This is a genomic window from Vagococcus sp. CY53-2 (assembly GCF_022604695.1).
Taxonomy (GTDB): domain Bacteria; phylum Bacillota; class Bacilli; order Lactobacillales; family Vagococcaceae; genus Vagococcus.
The window spans coordinates 303996-324369 of record NZ_JALAHP010000002.1 but is presented as its reverse complement, the minus strand read 5'-3'; the positions used below and the strand labels follow the sequence as shown (position 1 = coordinate 324369).

General features: G+C 34.2%; 23 protein-coding genes. 7 read left to right on the top strand and 16 right to left on the bottom strand.

Going from position 1 to position 20374, the window contains the following annotated elements; translation table 11 throughout:
* Positions 1-243: 243 nt before the first annotated feature.
* The 5 genes from MN581_RS05425 to fni all read left to right on the top strand — a co-directional run bounded on the left by MN581_RS05425 (position 244) and on the right by fni (position 5707).
* Entirely contained in the window at positions 244-1005 is a 762-nt protein-coding gene (locus tag MN581_RS05425) for a peptidylprolyl isomerase (RefSeq protein WP_117972658.1), read from the top strand.
* 586 nt (positions 1006-1591) lie between these two features.
* A complete protein-coding gene (gene mvk / locus MN581_RS05420) occupies positions 1592-2542 on the top strand; it encodes a mevalonate kinase (protein ID WP_117972657.1) in 951 nt (316 codons plus the stop codon).
* On the top strand, positions 2536-3537 hold the full coding sequence (gene mvaD / locus MN581_RS05415) for a diphosphomevalonate decarboxylase (RefSeq protein ID WP_199500891.1): 1002 nt from the start codon (positions 2536-2538) through the stop codon (positions 3535-3537). Before mvk ends, mvaD begins: the two co-directional genes overlap by 7 nt.
* A gap of 13 nt (positions 3538-3550) precedes the next feature.
* A complete protein-coding gene (locus tag MN581_RS05410) occupies positions 3551-4660 on the top strand; it encodes a phosphomevalonate kinase (protein ID WP_241699346.1) in 1110 nt (369 codons plus the stop codon).
* A gap of 6 nt (positions 4661-4666) precedes the next feature.
* Entirely contained in the window at positions 4667-5707 is a 1041-nt protein-coding gene (gene fni / locus MN581_RS05405) for a type 2 isopentenyl-diphosphate Delta-isomerase (RefSeq protein WP_241699345.1), read from the top strand.
* A 34-nt stretch (positions 5708-5741) separates the two neighbouring features.
* Here fni and MN581_RS05400 read toward each other — a convergent pair whose 3' ends face one another.
* From MN581_RS05400 to MN581_RS05345, 12 genes are all read right to left on the bottom strand, one after another.
* Positions 5742-6077 carry a DsrE family protein gene (locus tag MN581_RS05400; protein ID WP_241699344.1) on the bottom strand — a complete coding sequence of 112 codons (336 nt, stop codon included), beginning with the start codon at positions 6075-6077 and terminating at the stop codon, positions 5742-5744.
* 1 nt (position 6078) lies between these two features.
* Positions 6079-7272 (bottom strand): nucleotidyltransferase, encoded by a 1194-nt coding sequence (locus MN581_RS05395; RefSeq protein ID WP_199500885.1) that lies wholly within the window; start codon positions 7270-7272, stop codon positions 6079-6081.
* Positions 7273-7325: 53 nt separating this feature from the next.
* The gene (locus MN581_RS05390) at positions 7326-8066 is read right to left on the bottom strand and encodes a class I SAM-dependent methyltransferase (protein ID WP_117972651.1); all 741 of its coding nucleotides are present in this window, start codon (positions 8064-8066) and stop codon (positions 7326-7328) included.
* Positions 8066-8407, bottom strand: coding sequence for a ribosome silencing factor (rsfS, locus tag MN581_RS05385; protein WP_233519168.1), 342 nt, complete (start codon positions 8405-8407; stop codon positions 8066-8068). Before rsfS ends, MN581_RS05390 begins: the two co-directional genes overlap by 1 nt.
* 27 nt (positions 8408-8434) lie before the next feature.
* Positions 8435-9034, bottom strand: coding sequence for a bis(5'-nucleosyl)-tetraphosphatase (symmetrical) YqeK (gene yqeK / locus MN581_RS05380; protein WP_117972649.1), 600 nt, complete (start codon positions 9032-9034; stop codon positions 8435-8437).
* The gene (locus MN581_RS05375) at positions 9024-9662 is read right to left on the bottom strand and encodes a nicotinate-nucleotide adenylyltransferase (protein ID WP_241699343.1); all 639 of its coding nucleotides are present in this window, start codon (positions 9660-9662) and stop codon (positions 9024-9026) included. The genes yqeK and MN581_RS05375 overlap by 11 nt, the downstream gene beginning before the upstream one ends.
* A gap of 10 nt (positions 9663-9672) precedes the next feature.
* Positions 9673-9984 (bottom strand): ribosome assembly RNA-binding protein YhbY, encoded by a 312-nt coding sequence (yhbY, locus tag MN581_RS05370; RefSeq protein ID WP_241699342.1) that lies wholly within the window; start codon positions 9982-9984, stop codon positions 9673-9675.
* Positions 9985-10004: 20 nt separating this feature from the next.
* Positions 10005-11114: a ribosome biogenesis GTPase YqeH gene (yqeH, locus tag MN581_RS05365; protein ID WP_117972646.1), complete on the bottom strand. Its 1110-nt coding sequence runs from the start codon at positions 11112-11114 to the stop codon at positions 10005-10007.
* Positions 11107-11637 (bottom strand): YqeG family HAD IIIA-type phosphatase, encoded by a 531-nt coding sequence (locus MN581_RS05360; protein WP_117972645.1) that lies wholly within the window; start codon positions 11635-11637, stop codon positions 11107-11109. The genes yqeH and MN581_RS05360 overlap by 8 nt, the downstream gene beginning before the upstream one ends.
* A 193-nt stretch (positions 11638-11830) precedes the next feature.
* Positions 11831-12313, bottom strand: coding sequence for a PTS glucose transporter subunit IIA (locus MN581_RS05355; RefSeq protein WP_241699341.1), 483 nt, complete (start codon positions 12311-12313; stop codon positions 11831-11833).
* Between the two features lie 55 nt (positions 12314-12368).
* Positions 12369-13874, bottom strand: coding sequence for a PTS transporter subunit EIIC (locus tag MN581_RS05350; protein WP_241699340.1), 1506 nt, complete (start codon positions 13872-13874; stop codon positions 12369-12371).
* Position 13875: 1 nt separating this feature from the next.
* The gene (locus tag MN581_RS05345; RefSeq protein WP_079347626.1) at positions 13876-14577 is read right to left on the bottom strand and encodes an N-acetylmannosamine-6-phosphate 2-epimerase; all 702 of its coding nucleotides are present in this window, start codon (positions 14575-14577) and stop codon (positions 13876-13878) included.
* 146 nt (positions 14578-14723) lie between these two features.
* Between MN581_RS05345 and MN581_RS05340 the strand changes: the two genes are divergently transcribed.
* Together MN581_RS05340 and MN581_RS05335 are read left to right on the top strand one after the other, a co-directional pair.
* Entirely contained in the window at positions 14724-15542 is an 819-nt protein-coding gene (locus MN581_RS05340; protein ID WP_241699339.1) for a MurR/RpiR family transcriptional regulator, read from the top strand.
* 68 nt (positions 15543-15610) lie between these two features.
* Positions 15611-15904: a bacteriocin immunity protein gene (locus tag MN581_RS05335; protein WP_071457271.1), complete on the top strand. Its 294-nt coding sequence runs from the start codon at positions 15611-15613 to the stop codon at positions 15902-15904.
* Between the two features lie 43 nt (positions 15905-15947).
* Here MN581_RS05335 and purD read toward each other — a convergent pair whose 3' ends face one another.
* Genes purD through purM form a run of 4 tightly spaced genes read right to left on the bottom strand, consistent with a single transcriptional unit; the run spans position 15948 to position 20374 of the window.
* A complete protein-coding gene (purD, locus tag MN581_RS05330) occupies positions 15948-17201 on the bottom strand; it encodes a phosphoribosylamine--glycine ligase (RefSeq protein WP_241699338.1) in 1254 nt (417 codons plus the stop codon).
* 14 nt (positions 17202-17215) lie between these two features.
* A complete protein-coding gene (gene purH / locus MN581_RS05325) occupies positions 17216-18760 on the bottom strand; it encodes a bifunctional phosphoribosylaminoimidazolecarboxamide formyltransferase/IMP cyclohydrolase (RefSeq protein ID WP_117972640.1) in 1545 nt (514 codons plus the stop codon).
* Entirely contained in the window at positions 18753-19331 is a 579-nt protein-coding gene (gene purN / locus MN581_RS05320; protein WP_117972639.1) for a phosphoribosylglycinamide formyltransferase, read from the bottom strand. Before purN ends, purH begins: the two co-directional genes overlap by 8 nt.
* Positions 19328-20374, bottom strand: a complete 1047-nt coding sequence (gene purM / locus MN581_RS05315) for a phosphoribosylformylglycinamidine cyclo-ligase (RefSeq protein ID WP_241699337.1) — start codon at positions 20372-20374, stop codon at positions 19328-19330. The genes purN and purM overlap by 4 nt, the downstream gene beginning before the upstream one ends.

The following is a 20374-nucleotide window of genomic DNA, read 5'->3' as shown; positions in this document are numbered from 1 at the left end:
CTACAAAGTTCATCAATTCTTCACTTTGCTTTCCTACTATTGAACCTAGTTCCATACTATAGAATATAGGCTTTTATTCATTAACGCAACTAAAACAAAAAAATTACATAAAAATTGTTGATGAAACTGTTTTTATTTTTAATATAATTACTTTTATACCTCCTTTTGTAATTGGCAAGAGTTTTAAAGTCTGTTACTATTATGAGGAGGTTATAAATTAAATAACATACGGAGGCTTTATTAATGAAAAATAATAAATGGCTAATTGCTTCAACAACTCTTCTTTTATCTTTGGCTCTCTTTTCCGCTTGTGGTAATAACGATTCAGCAAAAAAAGAAACTGCAACAAGTAAAACAGAACAATCAACAGCTGTTTCAAGTACAGCAACTTCAGAATCAGTAGATATTAATTCTTTAGAGCTACCACAATTATCAACTGAGGTAGCAAAAGATGAAGACTTGGTTGAAATGGTGACAACAGAAGGCTCAATCAAAATTAAATTATTCCCTAAAATTGCTCCTAAAGCTGTGGAAAACTTTATGACACACGCAAAAGATGGGTACTATGATGGGTTAATTTTCCATCGTGTTATAAATGATTTCATGATTCAAGGTGGCGATCCTGAAGGAAACGGAACAGGTGGAGCAAGTATTTGGAATAAACCATTTGAAGATGAATTCTCAAATCAATTGTACAACTTAAGAGGTGCTCTATCTATGGCAAACTCTGGTGCAAATACAAATGGGAGTCAATTCTTTATCGTTCAAAATAGTGATGACATGTCTGATGGATTATTAGCAGAAGATGTTCCAACTAAAATTATCGACGCTTATAAAAAAGGTGGCGCACCTCACTTAGATGGAAGACATACTGTGTTTGGACAAGTTATTGAAGGCATGGATGTTGTTGATAACATTGCAAAAGCTGAAACAGGAGAAAATGATAAACCTAAAAAAGATATTAAGATTGAAAAAATCAATATTCTTCAAGAAGCAACTAAATAATTAAAACATTCTACTAGCTGATAGATAACAGTTAGTAGAATGTTTTATGCTTTATTTAAAAAGTAAAGCTCTGATAAACTCGATAAAACAGACCATAAAACCATTAACAATGTTAACACGATATTAAAAGATTCCCCCACGAAGGTAATATGCCTATCAGTAGAATTTAAAACAATACCATATTTATGGTAAAGGCAACTGATAATGGTATACTGGAAATTTTTTGTGAAGCCAATCTATCATAGAAACATTTTTTACAGCATATGTACCTAACAAAGTAATTGGAAAAGATAATATACTAACAAGTACGTAACTACTAGTATCAACCATTCCAGGGGATTGAATCAATCATACTTTTATTCATATAACCTCCTCCATTTTATTAATTAAAACTTTTTCAATTGTTCATTGTCTAATATAAAAAAACATATAACTATGATTCGTTCATTAAACATTTTTTTCTAAAAATAATATAAGAATTTATAAAATATTGGCTAGTTTTAGTTGTTATATAGTCATTTATTGTATTATGCTAAGAGAGATTCATTTTTTATGAAACATGTCACGTTATAAAAGGAGTTTGTACATGGTACCAAAACAAACTGGAATGGGGCAATCACATGGAAAAATTATCTTGCTAGGAGAACATGCAGTAGTTTATAATTATCCGTCGATTGCTATACCTTTTCCTAAAACATCTATCCAAACAATCGTAGAAAAAGCGACATCTCATCAAACTATCTCTTGTGACTTTTATACTGGATTACTTGATGATATGCCAGAGTTATTAGATAGCTTAAAAGAAGCGATTCACCTAAGTCTGAAGACATTAAATCAAGAAACTTATCCTTTATCTATCACTATAAAGAGCACCATTCCTGCTGAACGCGGTATGGGATCAAGTGCTGCAGTTGCTGTGGCGACTGTTAGAGGGATTTTTGATTATTTTGATACTGAATTAACACAATCAAAACTACTCGAACTGGTCAACACATCTGAAAAAATCGCTCATGGTAACCCAAGTGGGTTAGATGCCCTAATGACAAGTTCCTCTTCACCTTATTATTTTATTAAAGGACAAGAAGAGGTTCCTTTAAATATGGTTTTAGAAGCTTACTTAGTCGTTGCCGATACTGGTGAAACTGGACAAACAAAAGAGGCTGTTGAAAGTATTAACCAAAAGCTACAACAAAAAAATTCTCTACATTATCAATTTTTAATCAGCTCTCTTGGTGACTTACCAAAAAAAGGAAAAGTTGCATTAGAGACTAATCAAGCAACGATTTTAGGTAATTATATGACACAAGCTCACAATATCTTAAAAGAGTTAGATGTATCTAGCGAAAAATTAGACAAACTTGTTGAAGAATCCCTAAGTCATGGCGCTCTTGGGGCAAAATTAACCGGTGGCGGTCGTGGTGGATGTATGATAGCATTAGCGATGGATAAAAAATCGGCTCATGAAATTGCTCAAGCTTTAGAAGTTCATGGAGCAAAACAAACATGGGTTTATGAAATGAGTGAACAACTATTATGAGACAAATTGGACGCTGTCGTGCCCATACAAATATAGCCTTAATTAAATATTGGGGTAAAAGAAATAGTGATCTTTTTTTACCAATGAATAGTAGTCTATCTTTAACCTTAGATGCTTTTTATACTGATACCTCTGTTACTCTTGATTCTAATCTTGAAACGGATGAATTTTTCCTAAATGGAATAAAACAAAATAAAGACGAAACAAAAAAAATTAGCCGCTTTCTTGATTTATTTCGTCAAACAGCAAACAGAGATGTACATGCTAAAATTGAAAGCTACAATCATGTACCAACTGCTGCAGGTCTTGCTTCTTCTGCTTCAGCTTTTGCTGCCCTTGCTGGTGCTGCAAATACTGCTTGGCAACTTAATTTAGACAAACAAACCCTCTCTACTTACGCTCGTCGTGGAAGTGGAAGTTCAACTAGAAGTATCTACGGTGGTTTAGTTGAATGGAACATGGGAGAAGGAGATATATCTGAATCCAGTTACGCAATCGAAATTGATGACGCATCATGGGACATCGGAATGATTGTCATTGCGATTAACAAGCATAAAAAGAAATTATCAAGCCGTGTTGGTATGAAACTAACAGTCGATACCTCACCATTTTACCCAGTATGGGTAACTGAAGCGAAAAAGGATTTAATCGCTATGAAAGAGGCTATCAAACAAAAAGATTTTATCACGCTAGGAGAAATCACCGAATCAAATGGGATGAAAATGCATGCAACAATGCTTGGAGCAACTCCTCCTATTTCATACTGGGAACCTGATAGTGTTAAAGCAATTAATAAAGTGAAAGAAATTCGTAACAATGGTATCCCTTGTTATGTTACAATGGACGCTGGACCGAATGTAAAAGTATTATGTAGGCAATCACAAATGTCTGACATATTAGATAAATTAAAAGAAAGTTTTACAAATGATCAGTTAATTTGTTCCGCTGTTGGAGAAGGAATTAAACAATTAACTGATACAGAATGGAGTTACTAAAGGGGAGATTTTTTTGATTAAAGCAAGTGCACCAGGGAAATTGTACATAGCTGGTGAATATGCTGTACTAGAACCTGGAAACCCTGCGCTAATCGTTGCATTAGATCAATTTATTACTGTAACGCTAAAAAAAGCAGATACACAAGGAAGCATTTGTTCATCTTATTCAAATGGTATTTCCATTCCGTGGACAAGAAAAAATGGAAAATTTTACATGGATGAGCGCGATAATCCTTTTTCTTACATTGCTAGCTCTGTAATGATTGTTGAATCGTATTTAAAAGAACTAGGATTACCATTAAAATATTTTGATTTAACGATTGAAAGTGAATTAGATAATAAAGATGGACGAAAATATGGGCTTGGTTCAAGTGGTGCGGTTACTATTGCTACTATTAAAGCCATGTTACAATTTTATGATATTAACTATAACGCAGAATTACTTTATAAATTAGCAGCAATTACTCATCTTTCATTGCACAGTAACGGATCATTTGGAGACCTAGCTGCCAGTTCATTTGAAGGATGGGTTGCTTACTCATGCTTTGAAAAAGATTGGGTATTAAACCACCTAGAAAATAAGTCACTTACTTTGGTAGAGTTATTAAAAAAACCATGGCCAAAACTAATGATTGAACCACTTGAAGCCCCAACGAATTTAGATTTGTATATTGGTTGGACAGGAACACCAGCTTCAACGACGTTACTTGTTGACACAATGAACGATGAGCAACATGAAATGAACGGTTTTTACCGAGACTTTTTAGAAAAAAGTGCAAAATGTGTCAAAGATTTAATTAAAGCTTTCAAAGACGGAAACATTGAATCATTCCAAGAAGGTATTCGTTTGAATCGCTCTCTTCTCACATCATTAGCACAAAAAAGTGGAGTTGATATTGAAACTGAAGCCTTATTAAACTTGTGTCAAAGTGCAGAAGAATTTGGTGGAGCTGCTAAATCTTCTGGTGCTGGTGGTGGTGATTGCGGCATTGTTTTATTTAAAAAAGAAGATAATGCTTCTTCAATACTGAAAAAATGGGAAGAACATGGTATTACAAATTTACCACTAAAAGTTTACCGTACTCCTAATACCACACATCAAGCCATTGTATCGGAGGTTTAATGTTCTATGACAACCTCTTGGAATCGTAAAGATCAACATATTCATTATGCTGAGATGCAATACAACCAATCCAAATCTAATGGCTTAGATGGTGTAAGATTTGTTCATCAATCTTTCTCTGAAATTAGCGTGAAGGATGTATCCTTACACACCAATTTGGGTACTTTAAAATTGACTGTTCCCTTTTTTATTAATGCTATGACTGGTGGTAGTGATAAAGCAACTATCATCAATAAAAACTTAGCCTATGTGGCTCGTGAAACAAATGTAGCTATGGCTGTGGGTTCTATCAGTATTGCCTTAAATGACACGAAACAGCAAGAATCTTTTAAAATTGTCAGAAAAACAAACCCTAATGGTGTTATATTTGCCAATCTAGGTGCCCATCACTCTGTTGAAAATGCTAAAAGAGCCGTTGATTTGATTGAAGCAAATGCTTTACAACTTCATTTAAATACACCACAAGAACTCGTTATGCCAGAGGGTGATCGTGACTTTTCGAGTTGGCTAAAAAATATTGAATCAATTGTTAATAGACTTAATGTCCCTGTGATTGTTAAAGAAGTTGGATTTGGTATGTCTAAAGAAACGATTCAACAACTAATTGATGTTGGGGTAACCATCATCGACGTGGCAGGAAAAGGTGGCACCAACTTTATTGAAATCGAAAATCAACGACGAGAACTGAAAGAATATTCTTATTTATATGATTGGGGACAAACAACTGCTGAATCGCTACTAGAAGCTAGAAAATTTTCATCACAAGCAGCGATTGTTGCCTCCGGTGGTATAAAAACACCACTTGATATGTTAAAAAGCTTTGGATTAGGCGCGGTAGCAACTGGATTATCTGGTGAATTTCTACATCTTATTTTAACAAAAGGAACGGATGAAACGATTCAGCAAATTGAACGTTTCAAAGCAGAATTAACACACTTAATGGTTTTAGTCGGAGCACAATCAATTTCGACTATAAAAGATCAACCACTTGTTTTAGATAGTCATCTAACAAATTGGTGTTATCAACGACATCTACCAATAAATTAAAAAAAGTGTAGCACACCTTTATCTAACAGGTAGGCTACACTTTTATATAGGCAAATTTTTGTTGCTGTAACTCAACTAAGCGAAACACACCTGAGGGAACTATTGTTATCTTTGTTAAAAAATCACTCTCTTTTATTCCTTGATTTACCATGGCTTTCTGACAACTTGAAAAAGTAACATGGTCCGTTTGGATAAAATGTTCTATCTTTTGACATATAGACCCATTGAGGTATCCCTTTATAGCTGGACCATTTGCTACCACTTCGACCTTAATCTCTTGCTCATCTTGACCCATTTCTAAAAAATTTTTAACATTTGCTAAACAAGTTATCCACATTGACTCATCATGAATATGAAAAACCACTCTCATGTTAACACTCCTCTCTTAAATAAATGGGTGAGCGATAATAATCTTGCTCACTGGCAATATCTTTTTCAATTAACTGATAAATCTGACCAGCGCGTATATCTAAAGACAATTGACGTTCATTTTTTTGGCTAATTTTAGTAATAATTGGTAGTTCGCTCATATTTTTTTCTTGTTTTAGATACTGCCTACCTGTTTCATTAAAACTAAGTACTCTAAGATAGGAGTGAGTCCAAACTTGCTCGATTTCTTCTTGTGTCACATTTAATAATAAGTATGTTGCTAAACGTTGTAACCTTGTCCATGTGTACCGTTTCGTTTTAACAAGAGACATAAAATCTGAAAAACTAGCCGCTTTTTTTACCAATTCTTTCAATCGATACTCAATTCCTTCACTTAGTTGATAAGTATCAGATAATTCTTCAAAAGAGTGAGTTAACAAGTGATACTTTAATAATGGCCAATAATCCTCCCAAGAATGTAAGTTATTATTTTTTAAAAACTCACGTGTTTCACTTGGTACTGTATGAGAAATACTTGTCATATCTTTTTCTAAAACACGTTGCCTGATAGCTGTTGCACTAGAAAACTCTTGTGACTTTATGGTTTCATCATGATAACCGGAACCTTGTCTAGTAATAGGAATGAGTGACATCGGGTTATTATACCTTGCATTTTCTTTGGCATAAGCCATCCCTAAAATATGATTTGGTGATGAGAAATCAAGCGGAACTTGTTGTAATAACTCCCTATAAATCTGTGTCATTTGTTGCGGATAACTCTGTCCATTATTTTTTATTTCTTGGTATCGTTGATTAATAAGTTCCTCTTTTTCTACATATGTTTGACCAAATAATTCATAATCCATTGACTGTGTTAAATCTGTTCCAAAGCAAAGGGACTCCACGTTTAAACTATGAAGCAACTTAACACCACCTTTTGCAAAGTAATCTGCTGACTGTACCGCATAAGCAAAAGGCAACTCTATAACTAAATCAGCTCCATTATGTAGGGCTGTTTCGGCTCTTTGCCATTTATCAATGATAGCTGGTTCTCCTCGTTGTAAAAAATTACCACTCATGACCGCAACTAACACATCTGCTTCTGACTTTTTCCTTGCTTCTTTCAAATGGTAGATATGTCCATTATGAAATGGATTATACTCTACAATAACACCACAACTTGTTAACCTCATCAAACTACTCCCAACGTATTAAAATAGCTCAGAGAACGAGTCTCTAAGCTACATAATTATTTTTGACAAATGAAAAACCAACGTATACTTTCGTCATTTGGTTCATTATCTGTAAAATCAGCAACGACTTTAATATCAGTGAACCCTGATTTAGAAAGCATTTTTTCATATGTTTCGATTGAATAAGTACGTTCTTCATGCAGTTCATCATAACGTTTAAAGATGTCCTTTTCTTCTGTTTCTTTTACAAAAAATGTCAAAAAGTGTTCAACGCTATACGGTACATCTCCTGGATAACTTTCCCATAAAAAGGCAAATTCATCCGTTTGATAATGATAACTATATTCTGGAAATTCGTGTTCTATTTTAAAAATAGAATGAACATCAAATAAAAATATCCCACCTGATTTCAACGCACGATTTACTTCATTAAAAACAGTCTGAACTGCTTCTTCATCTGGCATGTAACACAATGAATCTGAAAAACACGTTACCACATCATATTGGTTCGTTTTCTTCAAATCTAGCATATCTCCAACTTCAAAAGATAACAATTCATCATCTTCTGTTGTTCGTTCTTTCGCTAATTCAATCATCTCTTCAGACAAATCTAGTCCTGTTACCTGATGACCGATATTGGCTAATTCAACCGATAATATGCCTGTCCCACACGCAAGTTCTAAAATATCTTTTTGTGACTCTCCAATATGACGCGTTGTAAAATCCAACCAATCTTCATATAATGTTTCGTCCATGACCTCATCATAAATCTTAGCGAACGTTTTATAAATTGTCATTAACTAACTACCATATGATCGATATTAACAAGTGGTGCATCTGACCATAATTTTTCTAGATTATAAAATTCACGTTCTTCTCCGTAAAAAATATGTGCAATGACATCACCTAAATCAATTAAAATCCAACGAGCTGACTCTTTTCCTTCAACACGTCTAACATCAACCTCATGTTTATATGCTTCGTCAATAATTTCTTTTGCAATCGCTAATACTTGCTTGTCACTATTTCCATGACAAACTACGAAATAATCTGCTAACAGAGACACCTTTGATACATCTAAACCAACGATATCCTCTGCACGTTTATCATCTGCTGCCTTTACTACTAATTCTAAAATCTGCTCACTATTAATAATAAATCCCTCCTAATGACTTACAACCCAATAATTGTATGTTTCTAATGTTTTTGGGTATATTTTCTTTTTACTTTTTAATAAATAAGTTAAGGTGTGATATGTCTCATATGAAACAGCTTCATCTAAACTTCTTTCTGCACTTTCTCTTGCCTCGACAACACCAGGAAAATCACGACCATCCTCAATATAATCTGCCACATAAATCACCTTAGCCAAATCACTCATCTCTTTAGCACCAGTCGTATGTATCGTGATCGCATCAAGAATCTCTTGATCAGTAATACCTAATTCTATTTTCACCAGATAAGCACCTAGTATGCCGTGCCATATCGCATTTCCATACTCCAATAATTCACGAGAAAAACCTTCGTTTTGAATGATATCGATCATCTCTTCATCAGGTCTTTCCTTTGCGTAATCATGAGTTAACGCTGCAATACTTGCTTTTTCTTTATCAATTTGATAGTTATTCGCTAATTCCAATGCTTTTTTTTCTACTCGTAACACATGCTGAAATCGTTTATCAGACATTTGTTCAGATACTTTTTGCATTAAGTCTTCACGAGTTAAATCAGTATATTGTTTGCTATAAACTAACTCAGTTGTCATGGCGATACAAATCCTTTTTTTGTATATAGTCAATCACGTTATCAGGTACCAAATACTTAATTGGGCATCCTCTTTGAATATTTTGTCGTATCAAAGACGAGCTGATATCCATCATTGGAGAATCGACCCAGATTAATGGGTAATCAGATGTTTGTGGAAAACCACTCCGTTTAATCGCAACAAATTGAATCATCTTCATTAACTCATCAATTTTATACCATTTTGGTAAGTAGTCAACCATATCTCCACCTATAACAAAATAATAATCCGTATTTGGATTTTTTGCAATTAAAGACTCCATCGTATCAAACGTATAACTTTTTCCTTCACGATATACTTCTTCTAATTCAACCTTAAGATGAGGATTTGATTTTGTCGCTAATTCTAACATTGCAACTCGGTGGCTTGCATCAATCACTGTTTTTTTGTCAACATGCGGTGGTTGATAAGTTGGCATGAGATAAAACTCATCTAAAGCTAGTTGGGCATACACCTGTTCTGCCATCACCAAATGCCCTAGATGAACTGGATTAAACCCTCCACCTAAAATCCCAACTCGTTTTCTTGGCTCATTAATCATTTCCGTTTTTTCGTGTACGATTGTATGGTTATCTACATGAGTTAACATAGCTCTACTCCTACATTTTTCTGACAAGAGGTGATAGTTTTTGGTATTTTTCTTTTGAAGAAGGTCTAAATAGCACTATAATGCGTCCAATTATTTGAACAACCGCACAATCAAGTTCTTCTTCCATTCGCCAAGCAACGTCTTGAATATCTTCATCAGTATTTTGTAATAACGTTATTTTAATCAATTCACGTCTTTCTAGAATATCATCTACCTGATCATATACTGTATCAGTTAAGCCATGCTTACCAATTTGTACGATTGGATCTAAATGATGTGCCTGACTTCTTAAAAATCGTTTTTGTTTTCCACGTAATTCCATATATGTTTTATCCCTCTTTCTTAAATCAAGGCTTTTCTGATGATAACATCAACGCCCTTTGGTGCCCATCCTGCAATGACACATGGTTTTGGTATAGTAACCCAACCAAGTCCAGCAAATACTAAATCTGTCTTTTCTTTTATAGAGAATTCAAACCGAACAAGCTCTGGAAATTCTTCTACTTCGTCTTCTCTAGGTGGTTGTAACAATCCACCGACATGTTTTTCATAAAATTCACTTGCCGTTGCAAGCTTTGTCCGATGAAGAACTAGTTCATTTGAAACATAAACAATAAATCCCATTTTTTCACCTTGAATCACATCAAAACGAGCTAATCCTCCTAAAAAGAGTGTTTGCCCATCATTTAATTGATACACTTTTGGCTTGATTTCTTTAGTTGGTGACACTAATCGTAAATCTTTTTTTCCAAGATAATGCGCCATCTGATGACGATGAATGATTCCAGGTGTATCAATTAAACAACTACCATCTTCAAATGGAATTTCTATCAAATCAAGTGTCGTTCCAGGAAATTGAGACGTTGTAATAACATTATCAACACCTGCTGATTGTCTAATAATTTCATTGATTAATGTTGATTTACCAACATTTGTTACACCTACTATATATACATCTCTACCATCACGATACTTATCAATCAACTCAAGTAAATCACTTATATCTTGCTTACGTTTAGCACTAGTCAACGTCACATCTATTGGTCGTAAACCAGCTTCGTGAGAGCGTTCCTTCATCCATTGAATTAAGCGTGGTTTTTTAAGTGATTTAGGTAAAATATCCGCTTTATTTCCAACTAAAAGAACAGGATTATCACCGACGAATCGATGTAAACCTGGAATTAAACTTCCATTAAAATCAAAAATATCCACAACATTGACAATTAATGCATCCGCATCACCTATTTTATTTAACAAAGCTAGAAAATCACCATCTGTTAAATCCACATCTTGAATCTCATTATAATGTCTTAAACGAAAACATCTTTGACAATATAACTCACCAGATTCCATTCCTTTGTCTAAGGCAGATTGAGGTGTATAACCTATTTTATCGGCATCTTCAGTTTGTATAGTTGAGCCACACCCTATACATTTTAGTTCATCAGTCATTTAATGACGTCCTCCATTTCATATCTGGATGTTTTTTTACTAAATAAGACATGATCTTCGTTTCCATCGCACGATTAAATTGGGTGTTCCAAGCGTCGGTTTCAACAATCGGTTTTACTAATATAGTACGAATACCCGCACTATTAGCTCCTTTAATATCCGTCATCAACTGGTCACCAATCATCACTAGATGTTTATTTGGTAAATTATAGCGTCTTTCAACTTCCTTAAATCCTTTATTAAAAGGTTTCATCGCTCGTGACACATAATCAAGACCTAATGAATTAACAGCTCGTTCAATTCGTGATGCTTTATTATTAGACACGACAATTACTGGAATATTAGCTGCTTTCATATTTTTAATCCATTCCAATAACTCAGGCGTTCCATCAGGATTATTCCAAGCAATTAAAGTGTTGTCTAAGTCAGTCAACACTGCATCAATCCCTTTTGATTTCAATTGCGCAGGCGTAATATTGTAAATTTTATCTACCATCCATGTCGGTTTATATTGATTAAACATAGTTTCTTCCTTTCAAAAAAAATAGAGGCTCCTAGGCACTCTACGTCAATTCTTATTATACGCTATTTTTAATGATATTTCATCCGTTACGACTAATTAATTTCTATCGAAAAAAAAAGAAGTCTATAATAAAAAAAACACTAAAAGTCAGAATGATTCACTTAACTCTTAGTGTGTCAGATATACCATTTATTTATTTTAAAATTAGCTTGCCTATTTGATTTGTTGAAACAACTTGCTTTAACGTGTCCATTTCCATTAATTTAATTTTTTCGGCATAATTTGGAAAAACAACGATAATATCTATATGTTTACTTGCTGATTTTAGTTTATCTAAATCGATAGTTGCTAATAACGTCTCTGAAGATACATTATCTCCTTCCTGAACATGGATAGTAAATGGTTCTCCATTTAATTCAACCGTATCAACCCCCATATGAATTAAACACTCTAAGCCATCATTTGTTTCCAATGTGATAGCATGTTTCGTTGGAAAAACAGACATTACCTTTCCATCTATAGGTGATGACACATTACCATCTGTTGGTAACACTGCAAAACCATCTCCCATCATTTTTTGAGAGAACATCGCATCAGACACATTAGCTAATTCAATCAATTGTCCTGTTGCTACTGCATATATTGATTTTTCTTTCTTTTTAAACATCTTAAACATTTAAAACACCTCACATAATTAAGATTAGATTAATTCATTTATTCGACTAAAAAATTTACTCATCCAACCCTAAAATTTGATTAATTTCTTGACTTAACAAATCGGCTTTACCACCATATACAGCTTGAATTCCTCCTTGAACTTCAAATACTGCTGTTGCACCAAGAGTTTTAAATACATCTACTTGAACTTTTTGACTATCTTTCACTGATACTCTTAAACGTGTTGCACATGCTGTAACAGACTCAATATTTTCTTCTGTTCCCAACACTTCAATAATCTTCACAGCATCTTCATGCAATGTACTATTTTTATCCACTACATCAACTTCATTTAACGTACTACTTGCATCTTCCATTCCTGGAATGGCAACATGGAATTTTTTAATGCATACAGTGAATACTAAGTAGTATATAACTGCCCATAATAACCCTAAAGGAATGACTTTTATCCAATTTGTTTTATCTTCACCTTGAAGTAAACCAAATAATAAAAAGTCGATTAATCCACCAGAAAAAGAATTACCTATACGAATATTTAAAATATCAGCAAAGTAAAAGGCTAATCCATCCAAAAATGCGTGAATGACGTATAACCATGGCGCAACAAATAAGAACATGTATTCAACTGGTTCTGTAATACCTGTCAAAAATGATGTCAAAGCTCCACTAAAATATAATCCGCCATTTTTTTCCCTATTAGCTTTCGGAATAGCACGATACATAGCATAACAGGCAGCAGGTAACCCAAACATCATTGTAATAAAACGACCAGCGAAGAATCTAGTTCCATAAGTAAATAGTCCTGTATGTTGAGGATCAGCTAACTGAGCGAAAAAGATATTTTGTGCACCTGAAATCGTTTGACCTGCCACAACTTCACTACCACCAAGAGAGGTATACCAAAACATTGGGTAAATTGTATGATGTAGTCCAACTGCACCAGTTAAACGTAATAAGAATCCATAGAAAAACGTTCCGATACTTCCCATATCAGCAATGTGATTTCCTGCGACAACTAACATATCTTGAATTGGTGGCCAAATAATATAGAAGAAACTACCTATAATAATTGCAGCAAATGATGAAACAATTGGAATAAACCTTGACCCACCAAAAAAACCTAAAAATTGTGGTAATTGAATTTTACGATATTTATTATGTAGCGTAGCAACAGTGACACCTATAACGATTGACCCAACAACCCCTGTATCAATCGTGGCACCTTCTGCTGAAAATAATTGTAATAACCCACTAATAGTTGCTGTATAAACTAGAAAGGCTACACCACCAGCTAATCCAGCTGTTCCTTTGTCTCCTTTAGCTAACCCAACAGAAATACCAATAGCAAAAATTAATGCTAGGTTAGCAAACACGGCATTTCCTGCTGAACTCATCACAGTCAATATCGTTTGTAACCAACCTTGATTTAAAAATGGATAGGCAGCCACAGCACTTTCATTTGTTAACGCACCGCCTAAACCAAGTAACAATCCTGCTACTGGTAAAATCGATATTGGTAACATAAATGCTCTACCCAATTGAGAAAATTTTTTAAACATATTAGTTTTCCTCCTTATTTAATTCGTTAATAAAACGAGTTGCTATCTCTTTTGGACGTGTAATTGCACCACCAACGACTAGGCCACTCACACCTAAATCCATGATACGTTTTGCTACTTCTGGTGTATGTATTTGTCCTTCAGCTATTACATTAGCTCCGCATTCAATCAATGATTTAATTAAATCATCATTTGGTACTACCATATCCTTACTTTCTTCTGTATAGCCACAAAGTGTTGTCCCAATAAAATCAATCCCTGCTTTATGGGCATTTATCCCCTCTTCTAATGTAGCGATATCTGCCATAAATAGTTGTTGTGGATATTTTTCTTTTATTTGTTTAATAAATTCATTAATCGTTAAGCCATCATGACGTTGTCTTAACGTACAGTCTAAAGCAATAACCTCTACACCTGTTTCTACTAATTCATCTACCTCTTTCATGGTTGCTGTGATAAAAGGTTTCTCAGGTAAGTAATCTCTCTTAATAATACCAATGACTGGCAAATCAACTTTTTCTTTAATCTGTTGAATATCTCTAACTGAATTTGCTCTGATTCCAACTGCTCCAGCTTCCTTTGCTGCTAAAGCCAATAAAGGCATTACACCACCTTCTTTAGTATATAGGGGTTCTCCCGGTAATGCTTGACAGGAAACAATTAAGCCTTTATGAATTTGCGATAAAAATTCTTCTTTCTTCATACTCCACTTCCGCTCCGTTTTTAATTAATTTCGGATTTATTCTCCAAAATTAACTTAGCATACGTTTTCATAAATGTAAATAGATTAGTCAATTTATTTTTTTTATCGTATACTTATAACAGTAACTATATTGACGGAGGGTTATTATGAGCTTTAAACAGCTATTGCAGGATCATTACGAAACATTAACTAAATCAGAGAAAAAAATTGCTGATTATATTACAACCACTAATGAAAAAATTATCCATTCTACAATGAGTGAAGTCAAACAAGAAACAGGTGTTGGAGACGCTACAATAATTAGATTTTGTCAAAAATTAGGATTTTCTGGCTTTACTGACTTAAAAATAGAAATTGCTAAAGAAGACTTCACCAACAAAAAAAAACAAAATAATTCGACCTTTTTCTACAGTGATTTTGCTACTAATTTGGCTCATACGTTAAAAATGACAGAAAAGATATTAGATAATCATGCTTTGGATACAGCCATTAATCTTCTAAGCTCGGCCAAAAACATTCATATTTTTGGCATGGGATCAAGCGGGAACACCGCCAATGATTTAGAATCTATGTTTTTAAGAGTTGGCCTTCAAGCTAATGCAAGTATTGATCCCCATTTACAAGCACAAATTGCCTCATTACTAACCAAAGAAGATTTGGTGATTGGATTATCTCTTTCTGGTAAGACTAAGGACACCTATAGCTCTTTAAAAATCGCGAAACAAAATCAAGCAACAATTATAGCCATTACAAATTATTTGTTATCACCAATCGCTCAATTAGCAGATGTTGTACTTCAAACAACTGTTGATGAATTTTTAGATGGTGGATCAATTGCCGGTAAAATGTCCCAATTATATATTTGTGATTTACTAATTAAAGGATATGAAATTAAATATAATGTTGATTCCCTTGAATTAAGAGAAAAAGTGCTACGTTCCATTATTGACAAACGTCTAGAATAATAACTTTTATTACTACACAGAGTAAAACATGTCGTAATATTATCATAAAAACGAAAAGAGGATATTTCATGCAAAAACAAATGTCTAACAAGGAGTTTATATGTTGTATTGATAAGCTGATACTTAAAGAAATTCCCAAAAATGAAAAAGCGATACTAACAAAAGCTAAAACAACTCTTGAGAATAACAGCTACTTACCACGTGTCGTTTCTGATTTAAGAGCGTCACTTACTCCATTAGCTGTAAGTGGACAGTTATCAAAAGAAACCGGTGAATTGTATCTGACTATCACAAATTATCCCTATACTAATAATAATTTGGGCGGCGGATTAATCAGTGTTTTTGGCAATAATTTAAAATAATAAAACAAGCTGACCAGGTTAAAATAGTCCTAGTCAGCTTGTTTTATTTTCCAATATCTGTTCGATAATAAAAATCAGTTAACTGTTGCTCAGATAACCAACCATATACTTTTTGTCTCGCTTCTTCGAGTGTTGCTCCACTACTTTCAGCCATAAATACTCGACCACCATTTGAGACAAGAGAATCATTTTTCTTTGCAACTCCTGCAAAGAAAAGGTTCACTTCTTTATTCGTTGTATCAATGTTTAAAGGTTTTCCTTTTTCATAACTATTTGGATATCCTTTTGCAGAGACAACAACCCCTAAGTCAAATCCAGTATTTTTCCAAGAAACTTCTAATGATTGACCATCCAAAATAGATTCGATTACTTCAACTAAATCTGTTTCTAATCTTTCAAGCAATACTTGTGTTTCAGGATCCCCAAAGCGAGCATTATACTCAATGACTTTCGGACCATCTTTTGTCAGGATTAATCCAGTATATAAAATCCCTTGGAAAGCTCTTCCTTCTTTTTTCATCGCATCTACTGTTGGGGAAACTATTTTTGATAGTGACGCTTGATACACTGAATCTGTCACATACGGCACAGGAGTATATACACCCATTCCACCAGTATTTGGTCCTTTGTCTCCATCAAAAATTGCTTTGTGATCTTTCGCTGCAACCATTGGGTACACAAAAGAGTCTCCCACAAATGACAATAAAGAAAATTCCTTACCAACTAAAAATTCTTCAATCACAATTTTAGGTTCTTCACTATCAAAAACATTATTTAATAAATTATCATCAACAGCTTGTGTTGCTTCTTCAATGGTTTGGGCAATCACAACACCTTTACCTGCAGCTAATCCATCTGCTTTGATGACAATCGGTAATTCCTGTGTTGATAAATAGGCAATTGCATCATCTCTATCAGTAAATGTTTCATAATTTGCCGTTGGAATATCATATTTGGCCATTAGTCGTTTTGCAAAATCTTTTGAACCTTCAATAATGGCTGCATTTTTTTTAGGTCCAAACGCTTTTATCCCTTTTGTCTCTAGAAAATCAACTAATCCATCTATTAAAGGCACTTCAGGTCCGACAAATACCCAACTAATCTCTTTATCCTGACAAAATGATGCAATAAATTCTTGATCACTTTCGTTTCCATCTACTAACTGAATCCCATCTATGACCATTCCTGCATTTCCCGGTAAACAATAGACTGTTTCAACTAGTGGACTTTGTAATAATTTTTTACCAATCGCATGCTCGCGTCCACCACTACCAATTACCAATAGTTTTCTTTTCATCAAGTCTTCTCCTCTTAATGTTTGAAATGTCTTGTTCCAGTGACAATCATTGCAATACCATACTCATTTGCTACATCAATTGATTCTTGGTCTTTCACACTACCACCTGGGTGTATGATTGCTTTTATCCCATGTTTTGCTGCATATTCCACACTATCAGGCATTGGGAAAAAGGCATCACTAGCTAATACAGCACCTTTGGCTAAATCACCTGCTTGATCAATTGCTAATTTTACTGACCCGACACGATTCATTTGTCCAGCACCAATACCTAATGTATGGCGAGCGTTACCGACAACAATCGCATTACTTTTTACAGATTTAACCACTAGCCACATTTTTTTCAATGCATCAATGTCTTCAACTGTTGGTAATGTCTCCGTAACAACTGTCCATTCTGTCTCATCGTCAATTTTAGTATCAGACTCTTGCACTAGTAAACCACCTGAGACACTGACTAACTCCCACTCAGATTGGTTTGGTTTCGTTGTGTCTAATTGAAGCAAACGACGATTTTTCTTTTTCTCTAATATCTCTAAAGCGTCAGCTGTAAAACTTGGGGCAATAATAATTTCTAAAAACAATTGATTTAAACTTTCAGCCAAATCAGCATCAATTTCACGATTAAAAGCTAGTACGCCACCAAAAATCGAAATCGGATCACTTTCATAAGCTAAGCTGTAAGCTTCATGTATCGTTTTTCCAAAACCAACACCACATGGATTCATATGTTTCACAGCAACCACTGTTGGTTCATCAAATTCTTTGACTAAATGTATCGCTGCATTAGTATCTTTATAGTTGTTATAAGATAATTCTTTCCCATGTAATTGTTTTGCTGTTCCTATTCCGATTTCTGATTGATTATCATCTGATTGATAGAAATACGCTTTTTGATGATTGTTTTCACCATATCTTAAAGTATCAACTTTTGTATAGTTTAGTGACAATTGGTTTGGTAACCCTTTTTCATCATTTTCTTCTGACAAGTAATTAGCGATGCTTGCATCATAGTCTGATGTGGTTGCAAATACTTTTGCTGCTAATGATTGTCTTGTTTTAAGTGTTGTGTCCCCTGCTTCACTCAATTCATTTAAAACAATCTCATAATCACTACTATCAACAACAACCGTCACACTAGCAAAGTTTTTCGCGGCACTTCGTAACATACTCGGGCCACCAATATCAATTTGTTCAATCGCTTCATTTTGTGTCACATTAGGTTGAGCAATGGTTTCTTTAAATGGGTACAAATTGACACACACTAAATCAATCATCTCTATATGGTGTTCTTTTAATGTATTCATGTGTTCTGAATTATCTCGTCTAGCTAATAATCCACCATGAATAAATGGATGCAGTGTTTTTACTCGTCCATCAAGCATCTCTGGAAACTTCGTTACTTCTTCCACACTCAAACACTTAATTCCCTCAGATTCAAGTATTCGTTTTGTTCCGCCAGTTGAAATAATGTCATAACCTAACTTAACTAACTCTTTTGCAAAATCTGCTACACCAGTTTTATCATAAACGCTAATGAGTGCACGCTTTTTAGACATTCTTAAATTCCTCCAAGATAAATTGATTTAAAATAATTGGTAATACATGATGCTCTAATTGATGCATCTCTTCCTCAAATTCTTCTAAAGAAAGCTCACGGTTAATTGCTAAACTTTCTTGATAGATAATTGGGCCAGTATCCACACCTTCATCCACTAAATGAATCGTCACACCAGTCTTTTCATCAGTGCTTTCATAGGCTTCTTTTATGCTTTTATTTCCCGGATATTTTGGTAATAAGGATGGATGCAAATTAATGATTTTCTTTTTGTATTGATTCAAAAGTGTTGGGCCGATAATTTTCATATAGCCTGCTAACACAATGAAATCTATGTCTTCATTTTCTAGCATCGTCAAAATATTTTGTTCATACGCTTCTTTTGTCTGATGTACCTTTTTTTCCATCACAAAATAAGGCACGTCATACTTTTTTGCTCGTTCAATCACGTAGGCATCTTTTTTATCACAAAATAAACAGACCAATGTTCCAGCAATATTTCCTTGTTGACTCGCTTTAACTATTGCTTCAAAATTTGATCCGTTTCCTGAAGCAAAAATGGCAAATCTCATCGACTCTCTCCTTTAATGTGAACAGAACTTGTCTCACCTAGTTCAACTTGTCCAATTGTATAAGCAAGTTCATCATGATCATTGATATAATCTAAAACTGTCTGAGCATCTCTTTTATCAACTGCTAGTACCATACCAATTCCCATATTAAATGTACTAAACATATCTTTTTCGCTGATATTTCCAAGTTTTTGTAAACAATCAAAAATAGGTAGTACTGGCCACGTACCTTTTGTTATAGTGGCTGATATATTCTCTGGTAACATTCTAGGAATATTTTCATAGAAACCTCCACCAGTAATATGAGCAATGCCTTTAATTTTTTGCATTTTAATTAATGGTAAAACACTTTTTATGTAAAGTTTTGTTGGCGTTAATAACACATCACCTAAAGTTTTTCCATTTAACTCATCTAAAACTGTATCTAAAGAAAAATCATGATCTTTAAATAAGATTTGTCTGACTAGTGAAAAACCATTTGAATGAATCCCACTTGATGCAACGCCGATTAATACATCACCTTCAGAAATAGTTGATGAATCGATTAATTCTGATTTTTCTGCCAATCCAACCGCAAATCCAGCTAAATCATAATCGTTTTCACCATACATATCAGGCATCTCAGCTGTTTCGCCACCAATTAAAGCCATTTTGGATTCCACACAGCCACTAGCTACACCTTCAATAATTTTTTCGATTTTTTCAGGATATGTTTTTCCTGTAGCAATATAATCTAAAAAGAACAAAGGTTCCGCTCCTTGAGCTAAAATGTCGTTTGCACACATGGCAACACAATCAATCCCTATTGTGTCATGTTTGTCTACTTCAATGGCAATCATTAATTTTGTTCCCACACCATCTGTTCCAGAAACAAGGACAGGCTCTTTCACATGATACTGACTTAAATCAAAGCAGCCACCAAATCCACCTAATGCACTCATCATCCCTAAACGCTCTGTTTTTTTTGTGTGAGCTTTAATTCTTTCTACGACTTCGTATCCTGCTTCAACATTGACTCCTGATTTTTCATATGCTGTTGACAT

Excerpts from the sequence above, each read along its gene's own strand:
- MN581_RS05425 (WP_117972658.1), top strand. The coding sequence starts at position 244 with ATGAAAAATAATAAATGGCTAATTGCTTCAACAACTCTTCTTTTATCT.
- mvk (WP_117972657.1), top strand. The coding sequence starts at position 1,592 with ATGGTACCAAAACAAACTGGAATGGGGCAATCACATGGAAAAATTATC.
- fni (WP_241699345.1), top strand. The coding sequence starts at position 4,667 with ATGACAACCTCTTGGAATCGTAAAGATCAACATATTCATTATGCTGAG.
- MN581_RS05400 (WP_241699344.1), bottom strand. The coding sequence starts at position 6,077 with ATGAGAGTGGTTTTTCATATTCATGATGAGTCAATGTGGATAACTTGT.
- MN581_RS05390 (WP_117972651.1), bottom strand. The coding sequence starts at position 8,066 with ATGACAATTTATAAAACGTTCGCTAAGATTTATGATGAGGTCATGGAC.
- yqeK (WP_117972649.1), bottom strand. The coding sequence starts at position 9,034 with ATGACAACTGAGTTAGTTTATAGCAAACAATATACTGATTTAACTCGT.
- MN581_RS05375 (WP_241699343.1), bottom strand. The coding sequence starts at position 9,662 with ATGTTAACTCATGTAGATAACCATACAATCGTACACGAAAAAACGGAA.
- yhbY (WP_241699342.1), bottom strand. The coding sequence starts at position 9,984 with ATGGAATTACGTGGAAAACAAAAACGATTTTTAAGAAGTCAGGCACAT.
- yqeH (WP_117972646.1), bottom strand. The coding sequence starts at position 11,114 with ATGACTGATGAACTAAAATGTATAGGGTGTGGCTCAACTATACAAACT.
- MN581_RS05360 (WP_117972645.1), bottom strand. The coding sequence starts at position 11,637 with ATGTTTAATCAATATAAACCGACATGGATGGTAGATAAAATTTACAAT.
- MN581_RS05355 (WP_241699341.1), bottom strand. The coding sequence starts at position 12,313 with ATGTTTAAGATGTTTAAAAAGAAAGAAAAATCAATATATGCAGTAGCA.
- MN581_RS05350 (WP_241699340.1), bottom strand. The coding sequence starts at position 13,874 with ATGTTTAAAAAATTTTCTCAATTGGGTAGAGCATTTATGTTACCAATA.
- MN581_RS05345 (WP_079347626.1), bottom strand. The coding sequence starts at position 14,577 with ATGAAGAAAGAAGAATTTTTATCGCAAATTCATAAAGGCTTAATTGTT.
- MN581_RS05340 (WP_241699339.1), top strand. The coding sequence starts at position 14,724 with ATGAGCTTTAAACAGCTATTGCAGGATCATTACGAAACATTAACTAAA.
- MN581_RS05335 (WP_071457271.1), top strand. The coding sequence starts at position 15,611 with ATGCAAAAACAAATGTCTAACAAGGAGTTTATATGTTGTATTGATAAG.
- purD (WP_241699338.1), bottom strand. The coding sequence starts at position 17,201 with ATGAAAAGAAAACTATTGGTAATTGGTAGTGGTGGACGCGAGCATGCG.
- purH (WP_117972640.1), bottom strand. The coding sequence starts at position 18,760 with ATGTCTAAAAAGCGTGCACTCATTAGCGTTTATGATAAAACTGGTGTA.
- purN (WP_117972639.1), bottom strand. The coding sequence starts at position 19,331 with ATGAGATTTGCCATTTTTGCTTCAGGAAACGGATCAAATTTTGAAGCA.
- purM (WP_241699337.1), bottom strand. The coding sequence starts at position 20,374 with ATGTCAACAGCATATGAAAAATCAGGAGTCAATGTTGAAGCAGGATAC.